This is a genomic window from Anabaena sp. UHCC 0204, from assembly GCF_009711975.1.
Lineage (GTDB): Bacteria > Cyanobacteriota > Cyanobacteriia > Cyanobacteriales > Nostocaceae > Dolichospermum.
The window spans coordinates 65416-84795 of record NZ_VIKW01000018.1 but is presented as its reverse complement, the minus strand read 5'-3'; the positions used below and the strand labels follow the sequence as shown (position 1 = coordinate 84795).

At 39.0% G+C, this 19380-nt stretch carries 20 protein-coding genes; 9 read left to right on the top strand and 11 right to left on the bottom strand.

Annotated elements, in window-relative coordinates:
• Window positions 1-28 precede the first annotated feature (28 nt).
• Window positions 29-1753 carry an ABC transporter ATP-binding protein gene (locus FJR04_RS15585; RefSeq protein WP_168496347.1) on the bottom strand — a complete coding sequence of 575 codons (1725 nt, stop codon included), beginning with the start codon at window positions 1751-1753 and terminating at the stop codon, window positions 29-31.
• Window positions 1754-1833: 80 nt separating this feature from the next.
• Window positions 1834-2457, bottom strand: coding sequence for an exopolysaccharide biosynthesis protein (locus FJR04_RS15580; protein ID WP_168496345.1), 624 nt, complete (start codon window positions 2455-2457; stop codon window positions 1834-1836).
• Between the two features lie 234 nt (window positions 2458-2691).
• Between FJR04_RS15580 and FJR04_RS15575 the strand changes: the two genes are divergently transcribed.
• Complete coding sequence (locus FJR04_RS15575) at window positions 2692-3474, top strand: ABC transporter permease (RefSeq protein WP_168496343.1); 783 nt, start codon at window positions 2692-2694, stop codon at window positions 3472-3474.
• Between the two features lie 63 nt (window positions 3475-3537).
• Here the strand turns inward: FJR04_RS15575 and FJR04_RS15570 are convergent, their stop codons facing one another.
• Together FJR04_RS15570 and FJR04_RS15565 are read right to left on the bottom strand one after the other, a co-directional pair.
• Complete coding sequence (locus FJR04_RS15570; protein ID WP_168496341.1) at window positions 3538-4326, bottom strand: Uma2 family endonuclease; 789 nt, start codon at window positions 4324-4326, stop codon at window positions 3538-3540.
• Between the two features lie 148 nt (window positions 4327-4474).
• A complete protein-coding gene (locus FJR04_RS15565) occupies window positions 4475-6133 on the bottom strand; it encodes a mechanosensitive ion channel family protein (RefSeq protein WP_168496339.1) in 1659 nt (552 codons plus the stop codon).
• A 437-nt stretch (window positions 6134-6570) separates the two neighbouring features.
• On the opposite strand from FJR04_RS15565, the gene FJR04_RS15560 reads away from it, so the two are divergent.
• The 4 genes from FJR04_RS15560 (at window position 6571) to FJR04_RS15545 (ending at window position 9239) form a co-directional block, all read left to right on the top strand.
• Window positions 6571-7296 carry a pyridoxine 5'-phosphate synthase gene (locus tag FJR04_RS15560; protein ID WP_168496337.1) on the top strand — a complete coding sequence of 242 codons (726 nt, stop codon included), beginning with the start codon at window positions 6571-6573 and terminating at the stop codon, window positions 7294-7296.
• Between the two features lie 128 nt (window positions 7297-7424).
• On the top strand, window positions 7425-8144 hold the full coding sequence (locus FJR04_RS15555) for an ester cyclase (protein WP_168496335.1): 720 nt from the start codon (window positions 7425-7427) through the stop codon (window positions 8142-8144).
• 63 nt (window positions 8145-8207) lie between these two features.
• Window positions 8208-8540 (top strand): MgPME-cyclase complex family protein, encoded by a 333-nt coding sequence (locus FJR04_RS15550; RefSeq protein ID WP_168496333.1) that lies wholly within the window; start codon window positions 8208-8210, stop codon window positions 8538-8540.
• Between the two features lie 57 nt (window positions 8541-8597).
• Window positions 8598-9239: a hypothetical protein gene (locus tag FJR04_RS15545; RefSeq protein WP_168496331.1), complete on the top strand. Its 642-nt coding sequence runs from the start codon at window positions 8598-8600 to the stop codon at window positions 9237-9239.
• Window positions 9240-9256: 17 nt separating this feature from the next.
• On the opposite strand, the gene FJR04_RS15540 is transcribed toward FJR04_RS15545, so the two are convergent.
• The 3 genes from FJR04_RS15540 to folD form a co-directional block, all read right to left on the bottom strand.
• Window positions 9257-9721, bottom strand: coding sequence for a divergent PAP2 family protein (locus FJR04_RS15540; protein ID WP_168496329.1), 465 nt, complete (start codon window positions 9719-9721; stop codon window positions 9257-9259).
• 89 nt (window positions 9722-9810) lie between these two features.
• Window positions 9811-10749, bottom strand: coding sequence for a geranylgeranyl diphosphate synthase CrtE (gene crtE, locus FJR04_RS15535; RefSeq protein WP_168496327.1), 939 nt, complete (start codon window positions 10747-10749; stop codon window positions 9811-9813).
• A 119-nt stretch (window positions 10750-10868) separates the two neighbouring features.
• Window positions 10869-11744 (bottom strand): bifunctional methylenetetrahydrofolate dehydrogenase/methenyltetrahydrofolate cyclohydrolase FolD, encoded by an 876-nt coding sequence (gene folD, locus FJR04_RS15530; RefSeq protein ID WP_168496325.1) that lies wholly within the window; start codon window positions 11742-11744, stop codon window positions 10869-10871.
• A 722-nt stretch (window positions 11745-12466) separates the two neighbouring features.
• Between folD and FJR04_RS15525 the strand changes: the two genes are divergently transcribed.
• The gene (locus FJR04_RS15525; protein ID WP_168496323.1) at window positions 12467-13498 is read left to right on the top strand and encodes a hypothetical protein; all 1032 of its coding nucleotides are present in this window, start codon (window positions 12467-12469) and stop codon (window positions 13496-13498) included.
• A gap of 51 nt (window positions 13499-13549) precedes the next feature.
• On the opposite strand, the gene FJR04_RS15520 is transcribed toward FJR04_RS15525, so the two are convergent.
• The 4 genes from FJR04_RS15520 to FJR04_RS15505 form a co-directional block, all read right to left on the bottom strand.
• A complete protein-coding gene (locus tag FJR04_RS15520; RefSeq protein ID WP_168496321.1) occupies window positions 13550-13843 on the bottom strand; it encodes a 4a-hydroxytetrahydrobiopterin dehydratase in 294 nt (97 codons plus the stop codon).
• Window positions 13844-13890: 47 nt separating this feature from the next.
• Window positions 13891-14544 carry a methyltransferase gene (locus FJR04_RS15515; protein WP_168496319.1) on the bottom strand — a complete coding sequence of 218 codons (654 nt, stop codon included), beginning with the start codon at window positions 14542-14544 and terminating at the stop codon, window positions 13891-13893.
• Window positions 14545-14718: 174 nt separating this feature from the next.
• Window positions 14719-14979 (bottom strand): transporter suffix domain-containing protein, encoded by a 261-nt coding sequence (locus FJR04_RS15510; RefSeq protein ID WP_168496317.1) that lies wholly within the window; start codon window positions 14977-14979, stop codon window positions 14719-14721.
• A 205-nt stretch (window positions 14980-15184) separates the two neighbouring features.
• Window positions 15185-16009: a carbohydrate ABC transporter permease gene (locus FJR04_RS15505; RefSeq protein WP_168496315.1), complete on the bottom strand. Its 825-nt coding sequence runs from the start codon at window positions 16007-16009 to the stop codon at window positions 15185-15187.
• Window positions 16010-16182: 173 nt separating this feature from the next.
• Here FJR04_RS15505 and FJR04_RS15500 point away from each other — a divergent pair, with 173 nt between their 5' ends.
• The 3 genes from FJR04_RS15500 to FJR04_RS15490 all read left to right on the top strand — a co-directional run bounded on the left by FJR04_RS15500 (window position 16183) and on the right by FJR04_RS15490 (window position 19308).
• A complete protein-coding gene (locus tag FJR04_RS15500; RefSeq protein WP_168496313.1) occupies window positions 16183-16881 on the top strand; it encodes an aldehyde oxygenase (deformylating) in 699 nt (232 codons plus the stop codon).
• 331 nt (window positions 16882-17212) lie between these two features.
• Window positions 17213-18232, top strand: coding sequence for a long-chain acyl-[acyl-carrier-protein] reductase (locus FJR04_RS15495; RefSeq protein ID WP_168496311.1), 1020 nt, complete (start codon window positions 17213-17215; stop codon window positions 18230-18232).
• Window positions 18233-18327: 95 nt separating this feature from the next.
• On the top strand, window positions 18328-19308 hold the full coding sequence (locus tag FJR04_RS15490) for an acetyl-CoA carboxylase carboxyltransferase subunit alpha (RefSeq protein WP_168496309.1): 981 nt from the start codon (window positions 18328-18330) through the stop codon (window positions 19306-19308).
• Window positions 19309-19380 lie beyond the last annotated feature (72 nt).

Below are 19380 nucleotides of genomic sequence, written 5' to 3'. Positions count from 1 at the left end.
TGCTTAACAGCCCAACATCAAAAAATTGTCAAGAAAACTGTTGAGCATAATACCGTGCATATCTCCCCTCTAAACCTAATAATTCCTCATGATTTCCTGATTCGACAATTTGCCCTTTTTCCAAAACCAAAATGCGATCGCACTTCCGCACTGTTGATAATCTATGGGCAATAATTAACACCGTGCGTTTTTCCATCAATCTCTCTAAAGCCTCTTGTACCAAAGCTTCTGATTCTGAATCTAACGCCGATGTTGCTTCATCAAGTATCAAAATTTGTGGGTTAAGAAGGACTGCACGAGCGATCGCAATTCGTTGTCTTTGTCCCCCTGATAAATTCACACCCCGCTCACCGACCCAAGTATGATAACCTTCTGGTAATTGCTGAATAAATTGATGAGCATTGGCAATTTTTGCCGCTGCTTCCACTGCTTCAATATCAAAATTCTTTTGTCCAAAAGCGATATTTTGGGCAATAGTTCCTGAAAACATAATTGTTTCTTGAGGAACAATACCAATTTGTTTTCTTAAACTATTTAAAGTCACATCTCGGATATTTACACCATCTATGAAAATGTCCCCAACTTCAGGATCATAGAATCGAGGTAAGAGATTTACAAAAGTAGTTTTACCAGCCCCAGAAGCACCAACTAGAGCGATCGCTTGACCTGGCATTACTAATAAACTAATATTATTTAATACAGGTTCTCCTGATTTATAGGCAAAAGTGATATTGCAATATTCAACTTTGCCATTAACAGCCGGCAGGTTAATAGCATTCGTTTTTTCTAATACCGTTGGTTGAATTGCTAATAACTCAAAAACTCGGTCAACCGATGCCTCACCTTGTTTAAATTCATTATAGTTATTGGTAGTATGACCAATAGGATCAATTAACAAAGCTGCTGCTGTTAAATAACTAAAAAATTCACCTACCGTTAAATTGCGTTGAGATATTTGCCAAGTTCCAACCATCAGCAAAGATAAGGCACTCACAGCTTCTAAAAAACCCACAATGGGAATTTGAATAGCCTTTAATCTTTCTGTTGAGTATTTAGCTTTAAAACTGCGTTCTGCTTCATGACTAAATCTATCAATTTCATATTTTTCGGCTGCAAAAGCTTGGATTAACCGAATCCCGCTGAAAACTTCCGTTAAAATAGCAGATAAATCAGAAATACGACTTTGACTTTTGAGAGAATATTTACGTAATCTTTCCCCAAACCAACCAATTAAAATTCCCATAATTGGAGCAACAATTACCGTCGCTAAGGTAAGTTGCCAATTCAAATAAATCATGTAAATGGGAATAGCAATTAGCTGCAAAACACAGGGAGCAAAATCATGAAACAGCTTATTAATAACTTCCCCAACCCGATCAACATCTTCCGTAAGACGATAAGATAAATCCCCAGCTTTAGCAGTTTCAAAATAGCTGAGGTTGAGTTTTTGTAAATGTGTATAAACCTGTTGACGGAGATAAAAAGCTATCCTTAAAGCTGCCCTGGCCATATATAAATCTTGCACAGATTGAAAAAAGCCTCTGACAAGAAATACTAAAGCACTAATTCCCGTTAATTGAGCGATCGCTAATACATTACCATCTCCAAAAGGAACTGCCAACTTACCCGCGACATTAATCAGGGTTAAAGTTGCCAGTACATATCCCAAAATCCCCACAAAACCCTTAGTGATAGTTTCCCACTGGGTGCGGATATAGGGTAAAAGTTGCCAATAATTAGAACGTGTTTTCAAGTCGTAACATCCACAAAAATATTTTCCTTTGTTTGACGCTACCAGCTTTTGGTTTCATTTGGTAATTGGAAGTAATAAAATTACCTTCCTAACCAAGTTTTGATCATATCCAAAAGACTAGAACCACCCCACATCAAAGCAAATAGAATAGAGGTAGTTAAAATTGCTCCCATGAGACACAAAACTAAACCACCTAAACTGATAGCACCATCATCTTCTGATAACCCAAAAGCAGTAACAAAAACACCCATTGCTGGTAAAGTGTTAGTCCCAGGGATAGGAATCATCATCGAAATGGCCATGAGAGCGATCGCACAACCAATAGTAATTCTACCTGGTAATGTGGTACAAATATAAGATAGACGCGGACGAGCGATCGCTTCAATTCTTCGCAACCAAGGTAGTCCCGCTTTCAAAAATCCCCGAACCGTAGATAGTTGCAGAGGATGATTAAGCATCTTTTGAGGTAGCCAAGGGGTTTTTGCACCTGCAATTAACTGTGCAGCCAGAATAAAAATTAGAATACCAAAAGGAACAGAGTAACCAGGTGCAGGAACTGGTAAAGCTGAAGGTAGGGACAAAATCACCAACAAAAACCCAAAAATTCTTTCTTGAGCTAATAACAAAATATCTGCTAAATTTACCTTTTCCGGTCTTTCTTCATCAAAAAAATAGCGTTGTAATTCGTTAGAAAGTTTAGCCATATATTGCGGTGAATTTGGTTTAAGTGATACATTCAAAATAGTCTAACTTAAAGAATAAACTTTAAGTTGCAGATTTCATTATGATTTATGGAGGGTTACTTTTTTAATTACATGAATAATTATAGGTAATGTTGCATCCAACATCTTAACCTTCCTAAATTTATAAAAATAAAAAATTATATTAAGTTTGGATAAATTTATTTTATTGTGTAGGTATTGGTTAACAGAGGGAAAATGCAAAGATATTTAAAAGTGCTAAGATTGTTTTGGAGTGCAGCGATCGCATCCGAAATGGAATATCGTATCAATTTTATCATTGCTGCTGTTAGTAGTTTAGGTAATTTGGTAGGTAGTCTTTTCAGTTTGTTCCTTTTTTACCGCACAGGTTACACCTTTACAGGTTGGTCATGGGACGCAGCCCTAATCATATTAGGAATTTTCACCTTACTACAAGGCTTTTCAGCAACATTTCTCGCTCCTAACTTAAACCGAATTGTGCGTCATGTCCAGGAAGGGACTTTAGACTTTGTATTATTAAAACCTATTCGTAGTCAGTTTTGGTTATCTATCCATACCCTTTCTCTTTGGGGAATACCAGATTTAATCTTTGGGTTACTTATTATTGGCTATGCTGGTAAAAAACTCGGCTTAGGAATTGACAAATATTTACTTGGTATCCTTCCTTTAGCTTGTGGTTTAGTTATTCTTTACAGCCTCTGGTTCATATTAGGAGCAACTAGCATTTGGTTTGTAAAAATATATAATCTGACAGAAGTATTAAAGGGATTTTTAGAAGCTGGCCGATATCCAATTAGCGCCTACCCAGCTACTTACCGCCTTTTCTTTACCTTCATAGTACCAGTTGTTTTTTTAACCACAGTTCCTGCCCAAATAATATTAGGTCAAATTCAATTTACTTGGTTAATAGGCACAGTATTTTTGGCTATATTATTGTTTTTCATTTCCACACGATTTTGGCGCTTTGCATTACGGTTTTACACCAGTGCTTCAAGTTAAAAAAAGTTTGATGTTGGGTTTTTTAATGTCAACCCAACCTAGATTTATTCTCCAGAAAATATATCAAAACATATCTGGATCTTCACCCAATTCTCTTAATCTAGCAGCCAATTTAGCCGTTTTTGCCTGAGCTTCTTCCTCTCGTAATTTAGCTGCTTCCTCTCGTAATTTAGCTGCTTCCTCTCGTAATTTAGCTTCTTCCTCCCGTAATTTAGCTGCTTCCTCTGGTAACAAAACTATATTCCCAGCAACATCATAAAACCTTACCCAAATCGCAGTTTCCCTATCTATAGTTCCTTCCCAAGTTCCCAACCATAAACCCAAACGTCTACACCAAAGCCAACCATTTTCATTGGGAGTTAACAGTTGATACTGTTGGTTATCATCTAAATGCCATCCTTGTAAAGAATTAGGATCAAATGGGTTATAAACAAAATAATCTGAGGTGCGGAAAGTCTGTTCATAAAGGTCTTTCTTAATACCTTTGTCTATTCCTGCTGTAGACGGTGACATTAATTCCACAATCACATCAGGATAGCGACCATTTTCTTCCCAAACTACCCAACCTTGCCTAGATTTATTACCATCAACATTGAGAACAGCAAAAAAATCAGGACCACGAAAATCACGATTGCGAATCTGGGTACTACTGTAGTAAATAAACATATTGCCGCCAGTAAAATAATCATTGCGGTCAGACCAAAGCTGCTGCAATGACCGAATCAGGACATTCATGGCAATACGGTGACGATTTGATTCCAAGGGTTCACCATCATCAAATATTAAATCTGTAGGTGGGTCATGGGGTTCCCATTCCACTTCCACAATGGCTAGATTGTTGTCGGTAGTCATGAGTGATTATCACCTTTTTGATCAAGCCCTCAATCTCTACATTATAATCTACCCGGACTTTTGTAAAAATCTTTAACCTTGAGTTAGTAGTCAGGGAATTAGTTCTCAAAACAAAAATCTAACTCCTGACTACTAACCTTGGGACTATTTAACCAGTGTAGATATGAGCCAGTCTCAAGCGCCGAATCATTTCTCGACGCACTTCATTTTTTACTCTTTCCCCACGTCGCCAATGTTCTAATTGAATATTATCAATGTAGAACCTCACAGAAAATTGCATAGAAGAACCTTGGATATCCGTAATTTGAATTTGTGGTTCTTTCCAAGCAGTAGATGACTCTTTAAAGTTAGTTTCTAACCAATCTAACAATTTTGCTGCGTAGTCATCTAACCTAGTTTCATCAACTCCTGGATTAGAAATTTTCTGAAATAATTTATTCAGTTTAATTTTTAAGACTTCAATTTTTTGTTCCCATTCATCTGGCAAAATAGTGCTGTCTTCCGCTACTAAATCTGGATCTTGTAACCAGGTTTCATACCAAAATCTCACTAAGCTAATGAGGTTTTGTTTACCAATTGATACTTGTTCTTCTTCTAGCCAGGAACGTTGTCTTTTACCCTTGCGTTCAGTAAGAATAACCATTCCTACTAAATTTAATACCTCTATATAGTTTTTTTGAAGACTTCTCAGTTCTTGTGTATCTAATCCACCCTTTTCCAGAAGTTTAATTTCTGCAATTAACTCCTCAAAAGCAGTGTGGATTTTCTTTAACTGAAGATTTACTTCTTTCTCCAGTGAGATACGTTTACGTCCTGCATCTTTTTTAGAAAGCTTATCTTCCTCAGCTTCTTTCAAACCATAGAAGCTATCTAATGATTTTATTTTCTCATCAAAATTAGCTAAAGTATCGGGATGTCCAGCAACAATTTCTTTGAGAATATTTGTAGCTACAACTGAATCAGCATCAATTCTTACTGCTACTTTAATTGTATAAGCATAGTGAGTAGTCGGACGACTGAGGTTAGTAATACTTTGATTTCCTAAAGCCGCATTAGGCATATAAAGTTCACAATGTTGTTCAATTAAATACAACTTTGTCACCCGAATGCCAATTTGTTTGATAATTGCTAATGAACCATCAGAAGTAGTGATCACATCTCCAAACTTAAAGGGTGTATCAACTAATAGAACTAAACCACTAAAGAAGTTACTGAGGATATCTTTGACAGCTAATCCCAAAACTACTGTGATACTACCTAATGCTAATCCTATTCCTGTTAAATCTACACCCAGTGTAGTGAAAAATAGAGAGATGCCAATAATATATGTAATTACAGGGATGAAATTTTGTAGAAGTGGGATTAAAACATCATCCCAAACAGCCTCTGTTTTCCTCGCATAGGCTTTCAAAGAGGATACTGCTGCTTCATTAAATAGCTGGGTAAACCAATAAGTAAAAGCTCCTATCAGAAAAGCCGTAAGCCCCCTTTGAATCCAGTCTATGAAGACTCCAGCACTATTTAAATGGAGGAGAGAAAATTTAAGACTGGTAAGGATAAAAATGATAGTTAGAGGAGTTTGGGAAATACCAAGAATTAGTAGTAATGTATCCTTTTCCCATTTACGAACTAGCGATCGCAGGATATAGAATAATCCTATATAAAGTAAAAAAGAAACTCCCGCACATAAACCTAATGTGGACAAAAATGCACCTATCTGCACCGCATTTGGTGTAACTAATAACGCTGCGGATACAGTATCAGTAGTTGGCGATGGTGATGCTGCTTGAGCAAGGATATAAATCATTGATGCCTGTCTCAAATATTACAATTCTGGATAACTCGAAAAAGAAATTATCTGAAGATTATCAGGAAATGGAAACATGGATATAGTAAAAAGTAAAGCCTGCTTAGACTTTTTACTTCATATAGCCGCGTAGCTCTAACTATTTTGGCTACAATACTTGCAAGTAACTCGAAAATCAGCTTCTAGATATGAATGATATTTGAGGTTTTTCGTATGGATGTAAGTGTGACGTTAAGATAATACTTTATTTTTACGCAAATTAAGAAACTAAATAATCAGGGAATTCACTGAAAAAGTGTAGTTAATATTGTGTTGGTGAACCTCATCTATCTACAATCTGCTGTATCTATAATTTTTATGGCAATTTATACTTATTTTGTCTTTTTAATTTCCGCTAAAATCAACATCTGAAAACAGTACAACAGGAGAAACCAGACGTGCCTACACTCGGTGTTAATATTGACCATATCGCTACTATTCGTCAAGCACGGCGGACAGTAGAACCAGATCCCATAGCAGCAGCTATATTAGCAGAACTCGCAGGTGCAGACGGAATTACTGCCCATTTGCGCGAAGATAGAAGACATATTCAAGATCGAGATGTGCGTCTATTACGGCAAACAGTGAGAACCCATCTCAATTTAGAAATGGCAGCCACCGAAGAAATGTTAGCCATAGCCCTAGACATCAAACCCGATTACGTCACCTTAGTTCCTGAAAAACGGGAAGAAATTACTACAGAAGGTGGTTTAAATATTGTCGGACAAATTGCTAGAATAGGAAAAATAGTTGATCAATTGCAAAATGCTGGCATTCCCGTGAGTTTGTTTATTGATGCCGAACCACCACAAATTGAGGCATCTGTCAAGATCAAAGCGAAATTCATCGAACTGCATACAGGACAATATGCAGAAGCCAAGGATGAAACAACTCGCCAAAAAGAACTAGCTTTATTAGCCCAAGGCTGTGAAAAAGCGATTAAAGCTGGTTTGCGTGTGAATGCCGGTCATGGACTCACATACTGGAACGTTTACCCCATAGCTGCCCTTCCAGGTATGGAAGAACTCAACATTGGTCATACTATAATTAGTCGGGCAGCTTTAGTAGGTATAGAAAGAGCAGTCCGAGAAATGAAAGAAGCCATGTCACTGCGTTCCCATTAAAAATTAAACAATTAAAAATTAAAAAGATGTTCTGTTTTTTTAATTTTTAATTCCCAATTTTTAATTTCTTCCAGAGGGGTGTTAGCTGCGAAATCCTCAAAAGTCAAATTTGGAAACTTCAAACTACTATGACTTCTCAACAGTCTAACAACCTACCCTTATGGGTACAAGACCGAGATCAAGTAATCGCAGCCAGCACTGATGCTCAATGGCGCTCTCAAAAACCTCCTGACTATAGCCGTTCACGGGAAAACCTAGCCAAAGAGAGCATCCACAATCATCTGGACGGTACACTGGAAGCGATCGTCGAAAACCTGGTAAGAACCCTTGAAATGGAAGCCTCATGGAAAATTAACCCCCAACAGTGGTTATCTATCGTTAATGACAAATTCCGGGTAAGTAGCAATGGTGGTCAAGAATATACCGCTGCCGATTTAGGAGCTAAAGGTACTTATAATTTATTTATGGCTGATTCTGAACATTACAAAGCTTCAGAAGAAAGTTTTGAATCATCCCATGATATCTTTCATAGTACCTTTCCCCAAGGATTCCCCTGGGAAGTATTGGCAGTTTATTCGGGTCCTCCCAATGTTACATTTAAATGGCGACACTGGGGACACTTTCAGGGTACATACAAAGGTTATGCACCAACAGGGAAAACAGTAGAAATTATCGGTATGAGTGTAGCTCAAGTTACCGATGATTTAAAAGTAGTTTCCTTAGAACACTATTTTGATAATGCCCTGTTCTTAGAAAATCTGACAGCAGGTGGCAAACTAGAAAATAGTGAAAATAAGGGCAGTAGTTGTCCCTTTGGCTCTTGGTTTAAGGGATTCAAGAAAAGTTAATTGATCAGGGTACAGCCTTAACACTGTACCCTAAAGTTATGAATTAGTCAGCAAACACAGACAATGCAAACATACTATTACATTTTGGCCAGTCAACACTTCCTCCTGGAAGAAGAACCGATAGAAGAAGTTCTCAAAGAACGCACTCGTAACTACCACGAACAAGAAAAAGAAATTGATTTTTGGTTAATTAAGCAACCCGCATTTTTAGAAACGCCGAAAATGGCAGCTATTAAAAAGAAATGCCCCCAACCAGCAGCAGCTATTATTTCTACTAATCCCCAATTTATTACTTGGCTAAAACTGCGGTTAGAGTATGTTATTACTGGTGAATTTTCAGCGCCTTCCGATACCATACCTAATCCATTGGCATCTCTGAGCGCAGTTTCTTCATAGGGGAAAAGGGGAATTAGGGGATTAGATAAGAATTACCAATTACCAAATATACAATTTATGCAAAAAATACAAACTTTATCAAGTGTTTTATTATTAACAGTTGCTCCTTTATTTAGCACAATTCATCCTGTTATTGCTCAACAAAATCTTCCTAATTGTCAACCACCAAATGCGGGAGAATATCTATTATTAGTAATTAGTCCAACAACTGAAAACCAAAAGCAGTTGCGTAGCGCCTTACCAACTGAACTAAAATCAGTTACTTGCAAATACACCAACCAAACAGTAACGCGAATTGGTGGGTTTAAAAAGATTGATGATGCTAATCGCTGGGCTAGATATATTCAGAATATAGTTGGTTTATCTGCCATTATCACGACTCGTGCGACAGGACAAACACCACAAATACCACCTCAAATAGCACCACCAACAATTAGCTATAACCCCAAAATATTAGGGGAAGGTTATGCAATTCTGGTGGATTATTTTAATCGGACAGAAATGGTTAGTAGTCTCCAGCAAGCTGTAGGGGGTAATGTAGGTTTAGTGTCTTATGGACAACGGCCTTACTTGCTGGCTGTTTATACTACCAATCAACAAGAGGCATATAACACATTAAAAAAACTCAGCGAAAATGGGTTTGTTGCTATCTTAGCAGATGGTCGTAAAGTAGTTTTACTACGATCAACCGTCCGTTAAAAGTTAGTTGTCAATTGTCAATTAACTGAATATGCAGCCCTAGCTAACCAAGAGATAGCTATACCTAAAACCGAACCAGCAATAACTTGAACTGGTGTGTGTCCTAGTAATTCCTTGAGACGGTCTTGGAAAAAATCCGGTTTTTCATGAAATAATTCATCAATCATTTGATTGAGTATGCGTGCTTGTTTACCGGCAGCTTGACGGACACCGGCTGCATCATACATAACAATAATAGCAAAAACAGTAGCCAGGGCAAACTCTGGAGATGCCCAACCTAAAGTTTGGCCAACACCGTCTGCTAGGGCTGTTACTAGGGCTGAATGGGCGCTGGGCATACCTCCAGTGGTGACTAAAACACGCACATTTAATTTGCGATGTTTTACTAACTCAACGATAAGCTTTAATCCTTGAGCCACAAAACAAGCTACAAGCGCAACCAGCAGCACCCTGTTGTTGATAATTTCGCCTATGTCCTGCATGGTATTTTGGGGAAGTTAGTAATTGTGAGCAGTAGTTGTGTGGAGGAAAAACGTAAGTACGAGCCAAAATTCCAAAATTAAAATTGGACTTAGTGATTGCGGCTGGTAATAAAGTGAGCTAGAGCTTGGAGAGGAGCGGCTTTTTCCCCATAAGGTTCTAATTCTGCACAGGCTTCAGTAACTAGTTGTTGAGCTTTGATACGTGATTCTTCAATTCCCCATAGACTGGGATAGGTGACTTTTTTCGCTGCGAGGTCTTTACCAGCAGTTTTACCTAGCTGTTCTTGGGTAGCAGTGATATCTAGAATATCATCAATAATTTGGAAGGCTAGACCAATATTTTGAGAATAACGAGTTAATTTTTGCACATCTTCAGCAGATGCGCCGGCAATAATTCCCCCACAAACCACGGCAGCTTCTAACAAGGCTGCGGTTTTATGGTTATGGATAAAATTCAAGGTTTCTAGGGAAATATCTGATTTACCTTCCGATTCTAAATCTACCACTTGACCACCGACTAAACCAGCCGCGCCCACTGCTTTGCCGAGGCGAATAATTACTTGTAAAACTCTATCTCTGGGAATATTTTCAGGTGTTTGAGCGGCTACATATTCAAAGGCTAAAGCTAATAACCCATCTCCTGCCAAAATAGCAATATCTTCGCCATAGACTTTGTGATTTGTTAATTTACCGCGACGGTAATCGTCATTATCCATGGCGGGTAAATCATCATGAATAAGTGACATGGTATGGATCATTTCCATAGCACAAGCTGTAGGCATGGCCATTTCAATTGTGCCACCAATCATTTCCGCAGTAGCAAGACAGAGAATGGGACGTAACCGCTTACCTCCAGCTAAGAGAGAGTAGCGCATTGCTTCATAGATTTTTTCTGGATAAACGACGGGAATAGAATTATCCAAGGCTTGTTCACAAAGCGGTTGTCGTTCTTGCAGATAAGTAGCGAGGTTAAACTTAGCTGACTCTGATTTTTTGGGGGTTTCAAATCTTTTATCCGTTGCTACCATGCTTCAATTCCTGAACTTTTTGGTTACTTGTGATTATGTGTGCCAATTTTACGGGGCTTTGGGGATGAAAAACTCACGCTTTTGGTGAGTAATCATGAATATTAATAAGAAATTATTTGTCAATTACCGGTTGTTTGCAAATAGCTAGAAACAGTATTTTGCAATAACATAGCAACTGTCATCGGACCAATACCACCGGGAACAGGGGTAATATATTCTGCCACATTAGCGATCGCTTCAAACTGAATGTCACCGACTAAACGACTTTTGCCACTGCTATCTGTGACACGATTTATTCCCACATCTACCACAACTGCGCCTGGTTTCACCATATCCACAGTAATCATACCGGGAATACCTGCTGCGGCGATAAGAATATCAGCATCTTGGGTAATGGTTGGTAAATCCTGGGATTTGGAATGAGCAATTGTGACTGTAGCATTAGCCTCTAATAGCATCAAAGCCATGGGCTTACCCACTAAGATACTACGTCCTACTACTACGGCTTTTTTGCCTTGTAATGGAATTTTATATTCTGCTAATAATCTCATGACACCAGCCGGCGTACAACTGCGTAAACCTGTCTCACCTCGCACCAATCGCCCTAAATTGACTGGGTGAAGTCCATCAGCGTCTTTATCTGGTGCAATTTGATGTAGTAGACTGACGGCATCTAAATGCTTGGGTAAGGGTAGCTGTACCAAAATTCCATCTACTCTTTCATCTGCATTTAGTTCAGCAATGACTTCTTCTAGTTCAGTTTGGCTGGTTTGAGCGGGAAAATGTTTACCAAAAGAAGTAATTCCCACTTTGGCACAGGATTTTTCTTTGTTGCGAACATAAGCGGCAGATGCAGGGTTATCGCCAACCATCAAGACTGCTAAACCAGGCGATCGCCCAATTTTACCTTGTAATTTAGCGATCGTCTCCTGGAGTTCTCTCTGAATTTTCTCGGCTAATGCCTTACCATCTAGGATTTTCGCAGTTTGTTTCATAAGACCTTGCGGTAAGTGGGAAACTCAGTCACTTTAGTGCTGAGAGGAAAACGACACGAGCAGTTCGACAAGCTCACTGACCACGGTTTTAACCGCCTTAAATATTTCTTTATTACCGCCTTGGAGTTGATCAATTTGGGGTACTTTTGTGATGTACTTTCAACGGGACAATTACCGATTCAAATTTCCCAACTCTGTACGCATAATGTATTGCACACGATGTGCCTCCCATTTCTGGGGTAATGTTAGCTTTGACCAGTTATCAGAGCTTGTTAGGCTTGCAACACTGTTCCAGTGACCTTAGAACTGTTTAATCACAAGCGACAGAGCAGGGGACTAGTGAAGCAGCGCGGTCTTGGGGGTTTCCCCCATGAGCGACTGCTGAACCCCGAAGGGGCTACGCATCCACAGGGTGTCATGACTCAAATAACGGCTACCGTGAGAGTAAACTCAGGGTGGTCTGGTCAGTACGGCTTACTTGATTACTCTTGCAAGCCCAGTCCCTTTAGGGCTGGGTTACTGACAGGGAATATGAGGACAGGGGAATAATATTTACCACTGACAACTGACCACTGACAATTGACAACTCCATTTTCTCATTTTCCCAGTCACCTAAAATTTAATTTTTGCAGTACAATACTTACCTGCTTTATTCACCAATTTTCAAGACACAATTTGTGTGAAAATAAGCACAAATCGCATACCCCAACCAGCTATCCATCGTGCAAGATACCGACTCCATGAATGACATTGCTGCTGCACTCCAACAGCCAGCAGATTTAGACTTTGAACTCCCTGATCCAGAAGATGAACAAATTCCTGAGTCTGATTTTTTACTACAACTAGATGTAGCATGGCAGGTATGCGATCGCTTTGATTTGCAAACGGAAATTTGGCGAGGACGCATTTTACGCGCAGTTCGTGACCGAGAGAAAAAGGGCGGAGATGGGCGTGGGACTGGTTTTCTTAAATGGCTCAAAGAACGAGAAATTAGTAAAACTCAAGCTTACAGTTGGATTCAATTAGCCAATAGTGCCGATACCCTCATTGAAGATGGCAAACTAGATCCAGATACTGTTAATAATTTTAGTAAACGGGCGTTTGTGGAAACCGCCAAAGCTGCACCGGAAGTGCAACAGATGGTAAGCGAAGCTGCACAAAAAGGCGATCGCATTACCCGCAGAGAAGTCCGTCAACTTACGGATGAATGGACTGCCATGTCCTCAGATTTATTACCAGAAGAAGTGAGGGAAAAAGCCGCAGATAACAGCCTGCCACCGCGCTACATTGCCCCTCTGGTTAAAGAAATGGAAAAACTGCCTGAATCCCATCAAAAGGCATTACAAAGAGACATAGCTGCCAATCCTGACGTTGATACTGTCAAACAAGCCACCTCAGAAGCCCGTCAATTAGCCAAATATCTCAAATCTGCCGCCCAAGTCCAAGCCTTAACAGCGGAAGATGTAGATATTGAAACTGCTTTAGAAGAAGCTCAACGAGTCGGTTGTTTAAGTATTGCGGCTGACTTGGTAAATCAAGCCTCCCAAATTGAACAAACCATTGCCAAGTTGTATATGACTTGGAAAAAAATTAGTAATTTAGCGGATAGGCTATATGTAGATACTGGTGCGAGTACACCCAATTTGCGATCGCTCCTCACCTGCATAGAACCACTAGGGGGAGAAATCATGGAACTACAATTAAGTGGCGCAGTAGAACATACTATCCGCTTACAAATTCAAGAAACAAATTAATTAGTATGACAGGGAAGAAGGAAAAATTAATCCCCAATTCCCAATCCCTAATTACCTATTAAATACTGCCTCCATTTTTTTCGCTAATTCTATATCTAAGTTGCTGATTACATGACCTAAATCGTAAGTAATCAGCGTCACACTTACCAAATTATAAACATTGAACCATTCAGGGTGATGCCCCATAGCCTCAGCTTGGATACCAACATTTACCATCCAACCCATTGCTTCAGAAAAGGAAGTAAATTTGTACTCTTTATGGAGTTTTCCTTCTTTAACTGTCCAACCAGGTAAATTAACTAAAGCTTTGATAATTTCTGTTTCCTGAAGTTTATAGCCTGCCATAAATGAATGTACTCCTGATATCAAATAAGATTCTTCTAGTAACTAATCTAATTCATAATCAATTTAAAAACATACCTTTCAATGCCGGTTTCTTCATCTCTTTCAATTGCTACTTTTTCCACATCAAAGCATTCAGGAATTTTTTTGATCAGTTCCAAATCGCCTAGACTAGAGTATGTAAAAAATACTTCCCCTTGAGGTTCTAGATACAGAGATAACTGTTCCACAAACTTGATAAAAATTTGACCGTTTGGATCATTAGTTGCCAATTCTACTGTACTTTCAATATTTTGATGTAACAAAGGTAAATTAAAAGTAATTACATCAAATAGAAGATCAGGCAAGGAAGTAAATAAATCCGATTGATATATTTTAGCACTTTTGAAATTAATAAATGAATTAATTCGAGCGCACAATACAGCATTTTTTCCTACATCAGATAGATATAAATCTTCTACATATTTACTCAAAGATAATCCGACAACACCTGTACCACAACCTATATCTAAAAGCCGTTTTTTCTTCGTTTTAAGATTTTGATATCTTTGCACAATCGGCTTCAAAAGAAATAAAGAGCTTGATTCTATATCTGGATGATAAACATTGGATAGGGCAATAATATTCAGCCCATTTACTTTATAAGTAGCAAACCGAGACTGTTTAGCAAGAAATGCCTGATGAAGTTCTGAGAATGTTTTCATTGACGCAGAAATGCAAATTGAACGTCAACAATTTTACAATCTTTTGTAACTATATGTTGATCCTGATCAAGTTTGATAATATAAAAGGCGGAGCAATAAAGATATCTAGTATGCGTAAAGCTCTTGCGTCCATAGCTACGCTCAGAGCGATCGCATAACCCACCGTAAACTAGATTAACTCTTTCTTTTTGTCCGCCTAAATTTTTTTAATCTGATCTTCCAATAACGGAGATTAAAATAACGTCTATACTTCTGTACTACTTCTTTTCCCACCAGCAATGCACCCAACCAAAATATAACTTCAGCGAAAACTAATAAAGCTGGTACTAAGAGTGCTTTCTGAGCTACCGAAATTGGTAAAAATGGTACAATTAGAGCGATCGCTAACCAGGGCAAAAATGAGACAATAATTAAAACCAAACCCAGCTTCTGCATTTTTCTATTAATAACGAAATCTGAGTTTAGTCTTTTTATCTCTGTGGCTGGAGTGGCTTAACTTACAGTCTTTACAGTTCTCGCCTAGATGCAAAAAGAATACTTATTTGATTTGCATACAATTTCTGAGTAGTGAAATCATAGACTTAATATTATTTTGGCAAAAATCACTTTATTCTCATCAATATTAACAACTAACCAATGACTAATTCTTGATGCCTGTCGCCGCAATACCTTGAATAAACTGCCGCTGACCAATTAAAAATAACACCATTACAGGTACAGTAGCAATTGTCACTGCTGCCATCATCAACGGCCAATTATTAGTAAACTGCTCTTGAAATTCTGCCAAAGCTAACTGCACCGTTCTTAATTCTGGTCTGGTTGTAAATACCAACGGTTTAAATAAATCATTCCATTCACCAATGAAAGTGAAGAGAAATAGTGTTACTAAAGCGGGTCGTGCTAAAGGTAACATGATGCGCCATAAAATTTGTAATCGGTTTGCACCATCAATAGCGGCTGCTTCCTCCAATTCTACGGGAATTGTCTGGAAATATTGACGTAACAGAAAAATCCCAAAGCCGTTAACAGCAGTTGGTAAAATTAGCGCCCAGTATGTATTAATCAGATGTCCCGACTTCAGCACCAAAAAGATGGGAATTACCAATAACTGAAAGGGAATTACCAAAGTTGCCAATACTACCAACAGCAACGCTTGTCTACCCCGAAATTTTAACCGTGCTAGGGCGTAACCAGCTAAAGCCGAAGTGAAAATTTGAAAAGCCGTAACTGCGATCGCTACTAAGGTAGAATTAGCATAAGCCAGTAAAAACTTTCCCTGTTCCCACGCATTCCGGTAATTGGCTAAAGTCCAATTATTTTGCGAAATCCCTGGTGTTGTTCCCTCACCCCCAAAGGAGGTCAGAAAAACCACAATTAGCGGTACTAAAACGACAAAAGCCCCGATTAGTAGCACTAACAGGCTCAACAAATTGGCATTTTTTAGATTCCATTTTAGCTTGGACATTGGCTATGACTCCATACATTTGTTTTTCTGGTAGTAGTACCATCAGTAAAAACTAATTTAATCACTATAGTTTCTTGTTAAGTTAAATTAAATCACAATGATCATTACCCCAAATTTATTGGGTGATTTAAGTTTTTGTATCAAATGATTCACCGCTTAGGAGTAAACAGACTATGCAGCAGGTTGTAGACCACATTGAAGAACTTGATTTTCAAAGCGAAGTATATAAAGATGCTTATAGCCGCATCAATGCCATTGTCATTGAAGGAGAACAAGAAGCTTACGAAAATTACATTACCTTGGCGAAATTGTTACCAGCAAATGCAGATGAGCTAATTCGCCTCTCAAAAATGGAAAGTCGCCATAAAAAAGGATTTGAAGCCTGTGGACGAAACCTAAAAGTGACTCCAGATTTGCAGTTTGCGAAAGAGTTCTTCTTAGGATTGCACGACAATTTCCAAACCGCAGCCCAAGAAGGTAAAGTCGTAACTTGTCTGTTGATTCAATCTTTAATTATTGAATGTTTTGCGATCGCTGCTTATAACATCTATATTCCCGTAGCTGATGATTTTGCCCGTAAAATCACAGAAGGAGTAGTAAAAGAAGAATACAGTCATCTTAACTTCGGTGAAGTGTGGTTGCAAGAAAACTTTACAGAATCCAAAGTTGAATTAGAAGAAGCAAACCGCAAAAACTTACCCCTTGTTTGGAAAATGCTGAACCAAGTAGCAGATGATGCCAAAGTTTTAGCAATGGAAAAGGATGCCTTAGTAGAAGACTTTATGATTCAATACGGTGAAGCTTTAAGTAACATTGGCTTTACTACTCGTGATATCATGCGTCTTTCTGCCTATGGACTTGTAGCCGCTTAATAAATCTATTGGGGTGACAACTTGAGTTACCCCAGGTTAATAGGTGACAGAGTTTAATTACCAATAACCTTAGCCGAGCCTAAGTAAAAAAACCCTCCGCGAACCTAGAGAAGCACAGAAAATATTACGAATTATGTCATCAGACGTAGTATTTTTAAAACTTAGATATCATCTGTGATCCCCAGTGGACATAGTTAAGTATGGTTAAAGATTCAGGAGCAGTAATATGATTCAAAACAAAACCACTGCTTTTAAAATCTAAAATCCAAAGCTGCTACTGCCTACTAATTCCACCATTTTGCACGACAGCCCACGCCTAATATATCACTCCATGTTTGGTTTAATTGGACATCTGACAAGTTTGGAACACGCTCAATCAGTAGCGCAAGAATTGGGATACCCAGAATATGCCGATCAAGGGCTAGACTTTTGGTGTAGCGCCCCGCCGCAAATAGTTGATCACATTACTGTCACCAGTATTACTGGACAGAAAATAGAAGGCAAATATGTAGAATCTTGCTTTTTGCCGGAAATGCTGGCAAACCGTCGCATTAAAGCTGCAACTCGCAAAATATTGAATGCTATGGCTCATGCTCAAAAGCATGGCATTGATATTACCGCCTTGGGTGGGTTTTCTTCAATTATTTTTGAGAACTTTAATTTAGAGCAGTTTAGACAAGTTCGCAATATTAACCTAGATTTTGAACGCTTCACTACAGGTAATACTCATACAGCCTACATTATTTGTCGGCAAGTAGAAGAAGCCTCGAAACAATTAGGGATTGAATTGTCGAAAGCAACTGTAGCTGTATGTGGTGCAACAGGAGATATTGGTAGTGCAGTCACAAGATGGCTAGATAAAAAAACAGATGTCCAAGAATTACTATTAATTGCCAGAAATCAAGAACGTCTCCAAGAACTGCAAGCAGAACTAGGACGCGGTAAAATTATGGGATTGCAGGAAGCATTACCACAAGCAGATATTGTCGTGTGGGTGGCGAGTATGCCCAAAGGTGTAGAAATTGACCCCACAACATTAAAACAACCCTGTTTATTGATTGATGGTGGTTATCCTAAAAACTTAGGGACAAAAATTCAGCATCCAGGGGTGTATGTATTAAACGGTGGCATTGTGGAACATTCCCTAGATATTGACTGGAAAATCATGAAAATTGTCAATATGGATGTCCCAGCCCGTCAATTATTTGCTTGTTTTGCTGAATCAATGCTCCTGGAATTTGAGAAGTTATATACAAACTTTTCTTGGGGACGTAATCAGATTACCGTAGACAAAATGGAGCAAATTGGTCAAGTGTCCATAAAACACGGTTTTAGACCATTGCTAGTTTAGTCATTAGTCATTAGTCATTGGTCAGTGGCAAAGAAAAGACAATTGACAACTGACAATTGACAACTGACAACTAACAACTGACAACTAATATAATTATGGCAAGCACTGAGCGCAAACCGCTACTGTTAGATTTTGAAAAGCCTTTAGCAGAAATGGCTACCCGGATTGAGCAAATTCGCCAACTAGCTGAAGAAAATGGCGTTGATGTTTCTGGGCAAATTCGCCAATTGGAAACGCGGGCGATGCAATTAAAGCAAGAGATTTTTAGTAGTCTCACACCATCTCAACGACTGCAAGTAGCCCGTCATCCCCGTCGCCCTAGCACTTTAGATTATATTCAATCTATTAGTGATGAATGGATGGAGTTACATGGCGATCGCTGTGGCGGAGATGATCCCGCTTTAGTTGGTGGTGTCGGCCGTTTGGGTGGACAACCAGTGATGATGTTAGGACATCAAAAAGGCCGGGATACCAAAGATAACGTTGCTCGTAACTTTGGTATGGCTGCTCCTGGGGGCTACAGGAAAGCCCTGCGGCTGATGGAACACGCCAATAAATTCAGTATGCCAATTTTGACATTTATTGATACTCCCGGAGCTTGGGCAGGCATAGAAGCCGAACACCAGGGACAAGGAGAAGCGATCGCCTATAATTTACGGGAAATGTTCTGCTTTGACGTACCTATTATTTGTACAGTCATTGGTGAAGGTGGTTCTGGTGGGGCTTTGGGTATTGGCGTAGGCGATCGCCTATTGATGTTTGAACACTCAGTTTATACAGTCGCTACCCCCGAAGCCTGCGCCGCGATTTTGTGGAAAGATGCCAGTAAATCCCCCCAAGCAGCCGTAGCTTTGAAAATTATCTCTCATGATCTCAAAAACTTGGGCATAATTGACCAAATCATCTCTGAACCCCTGGGCGGCGCTCATTCTGACCCCTTAACAGCGGCTACCAATCTTAAACAAACCTTGGTAGAAAACTTAGACGAACTTAACCGTCTCACCCCCGGCGAACGCCGTCAACTTCGTTATGATAAATTCCGCAATATCGGTGTTTTTACTGAACTTGCTCACTAGAAATGCGCCAAGATAATGTATCGCATAACAGCAGTGCTATAATTTCTGAGTGCTGCTTAAAGATTTTTAACA

Excerpts from the sequence above, each read along its gene's own strand:
- FJR04_RS15570 (WP_168496341.1), bottom strand. The coding sequence starts at position 4,326 with ATGACTACCGACAACAATCTAGCCATTGTGGAAGTGGAATGGGAACCC.
- FJR04_RS15490 (WP_168496309.1), top strand. The coding sequence starts at position 18,328 with ATGGCAAGCACTGAGCGCAAACCGCTACTGTTAGATTTTGAAAAGCCT.
- FJR04_RS15500 (WP_168496313.1), top strand. The coding sequence starts at position 16,183 with ATGCAGCAGGTTGTAGACCACATTGAAGAACTTGATTTTCAAAGCGAA.
- FJR04_RS15575 (WP_168496343.1), top strand. The coding sequence starts at position 2,692 with ATGCAAAGATATTTAAAAGTGCTAAGATTGTTTTGGAGTGCAGCGATC.
- FJR04_RS15520 (WP_168496321.1), bottom strand. The coding sequence starts at position 13,843 with ATGGCAGGCTATAAACTTCAGGAAACAGAAATTATCAAAGCTTTAGTT.
- FJR04_RS15545 (WP_168496331.1), top strand. The coding sequence starts at position 8,598 with ATGCAAAAAATACAAACTTTATCAAGTGTTTTATTATTAACAGTTGCT.
- FJR04_RS15495 (WP_168496311.1), top strand. The coding sequence starts at position 17,213 with ATGTTTGGTTTAATTGGACATCTGACAAGTTTGGAACACGCTCAATCA.
- FJR04_RS15555 (WP_168496335.1), top strand. The coding sequence starts at position 7,425 with ATGACTTCTCAACAGTCTAACAACCTACCCTTATGGGTACAAGACCGA.
- FJR04_RS15505 (WP_168496315.1), bottom strand. The coding sequence starts at position 16,009 with ATGTCCAAGCTAAAATGGAATCTAAAAAATGCCAATTTGTTGAGCCTG.
- FJR04_RS15550 (WP_168496333.1), top strand. The coding sequence starts at position 8,208 with ATGCAAACATACTATTACATTTTGGCCAGTCAACACTTCCTCCTGGAA.
- FJR04_RS15540 (WP_168496329.1), bottom strand. The coding sequence starts at position 9,721 with ATGCAGGACATAGGCGAAATTATCAACAACAGGGTGCTGCTGGTTGCG.
- folD (WP_168496325.1), bottom strand. The coding sequence starts at position 11,744 with ATGAAACAAACTGCGAAAATCCTAGATGGTAAGGCATTAGCCGAGAAA.
- FJR04_RS15515 (WP_168496319.1), bottom strand. The coding sequence starts at position 14,544 with ATGAAAACATTCTCAGAACTTCATCAGGCATTTCTTGCTAAACAGTCT.
- FJR04_RS15565 (WP_168496339.1), bottom strand. The coding sequence starts at position 6,133 with ATGATTTATATCCTTGCTCAAGCAGCATCACCATCGCCAACTACTGAT.
- crtE (WP_168496327.1), bottom strand. The coding sequence starts at position 10,749 with ATGGTAGCAACGGATAAAAGATTTGAAACCCCCAAAAAATCAGAGTCA.
- FJR04_RS15580 (WP_168496345.1), bottom strand. The coding sequence starts at position 2,457 with ATGGCTAAACTTTCTAACGAATTACAACGCTATTTTTTTGATGAAGAA.
- FJR04_RS15510 (WP_168496317.1), bottom strand. The coding sequence starts at position 14,979 with ATGCAGAAGCTGGGTTTGGTTTTAATTATTGTCTCATTTTTGCCCTGG.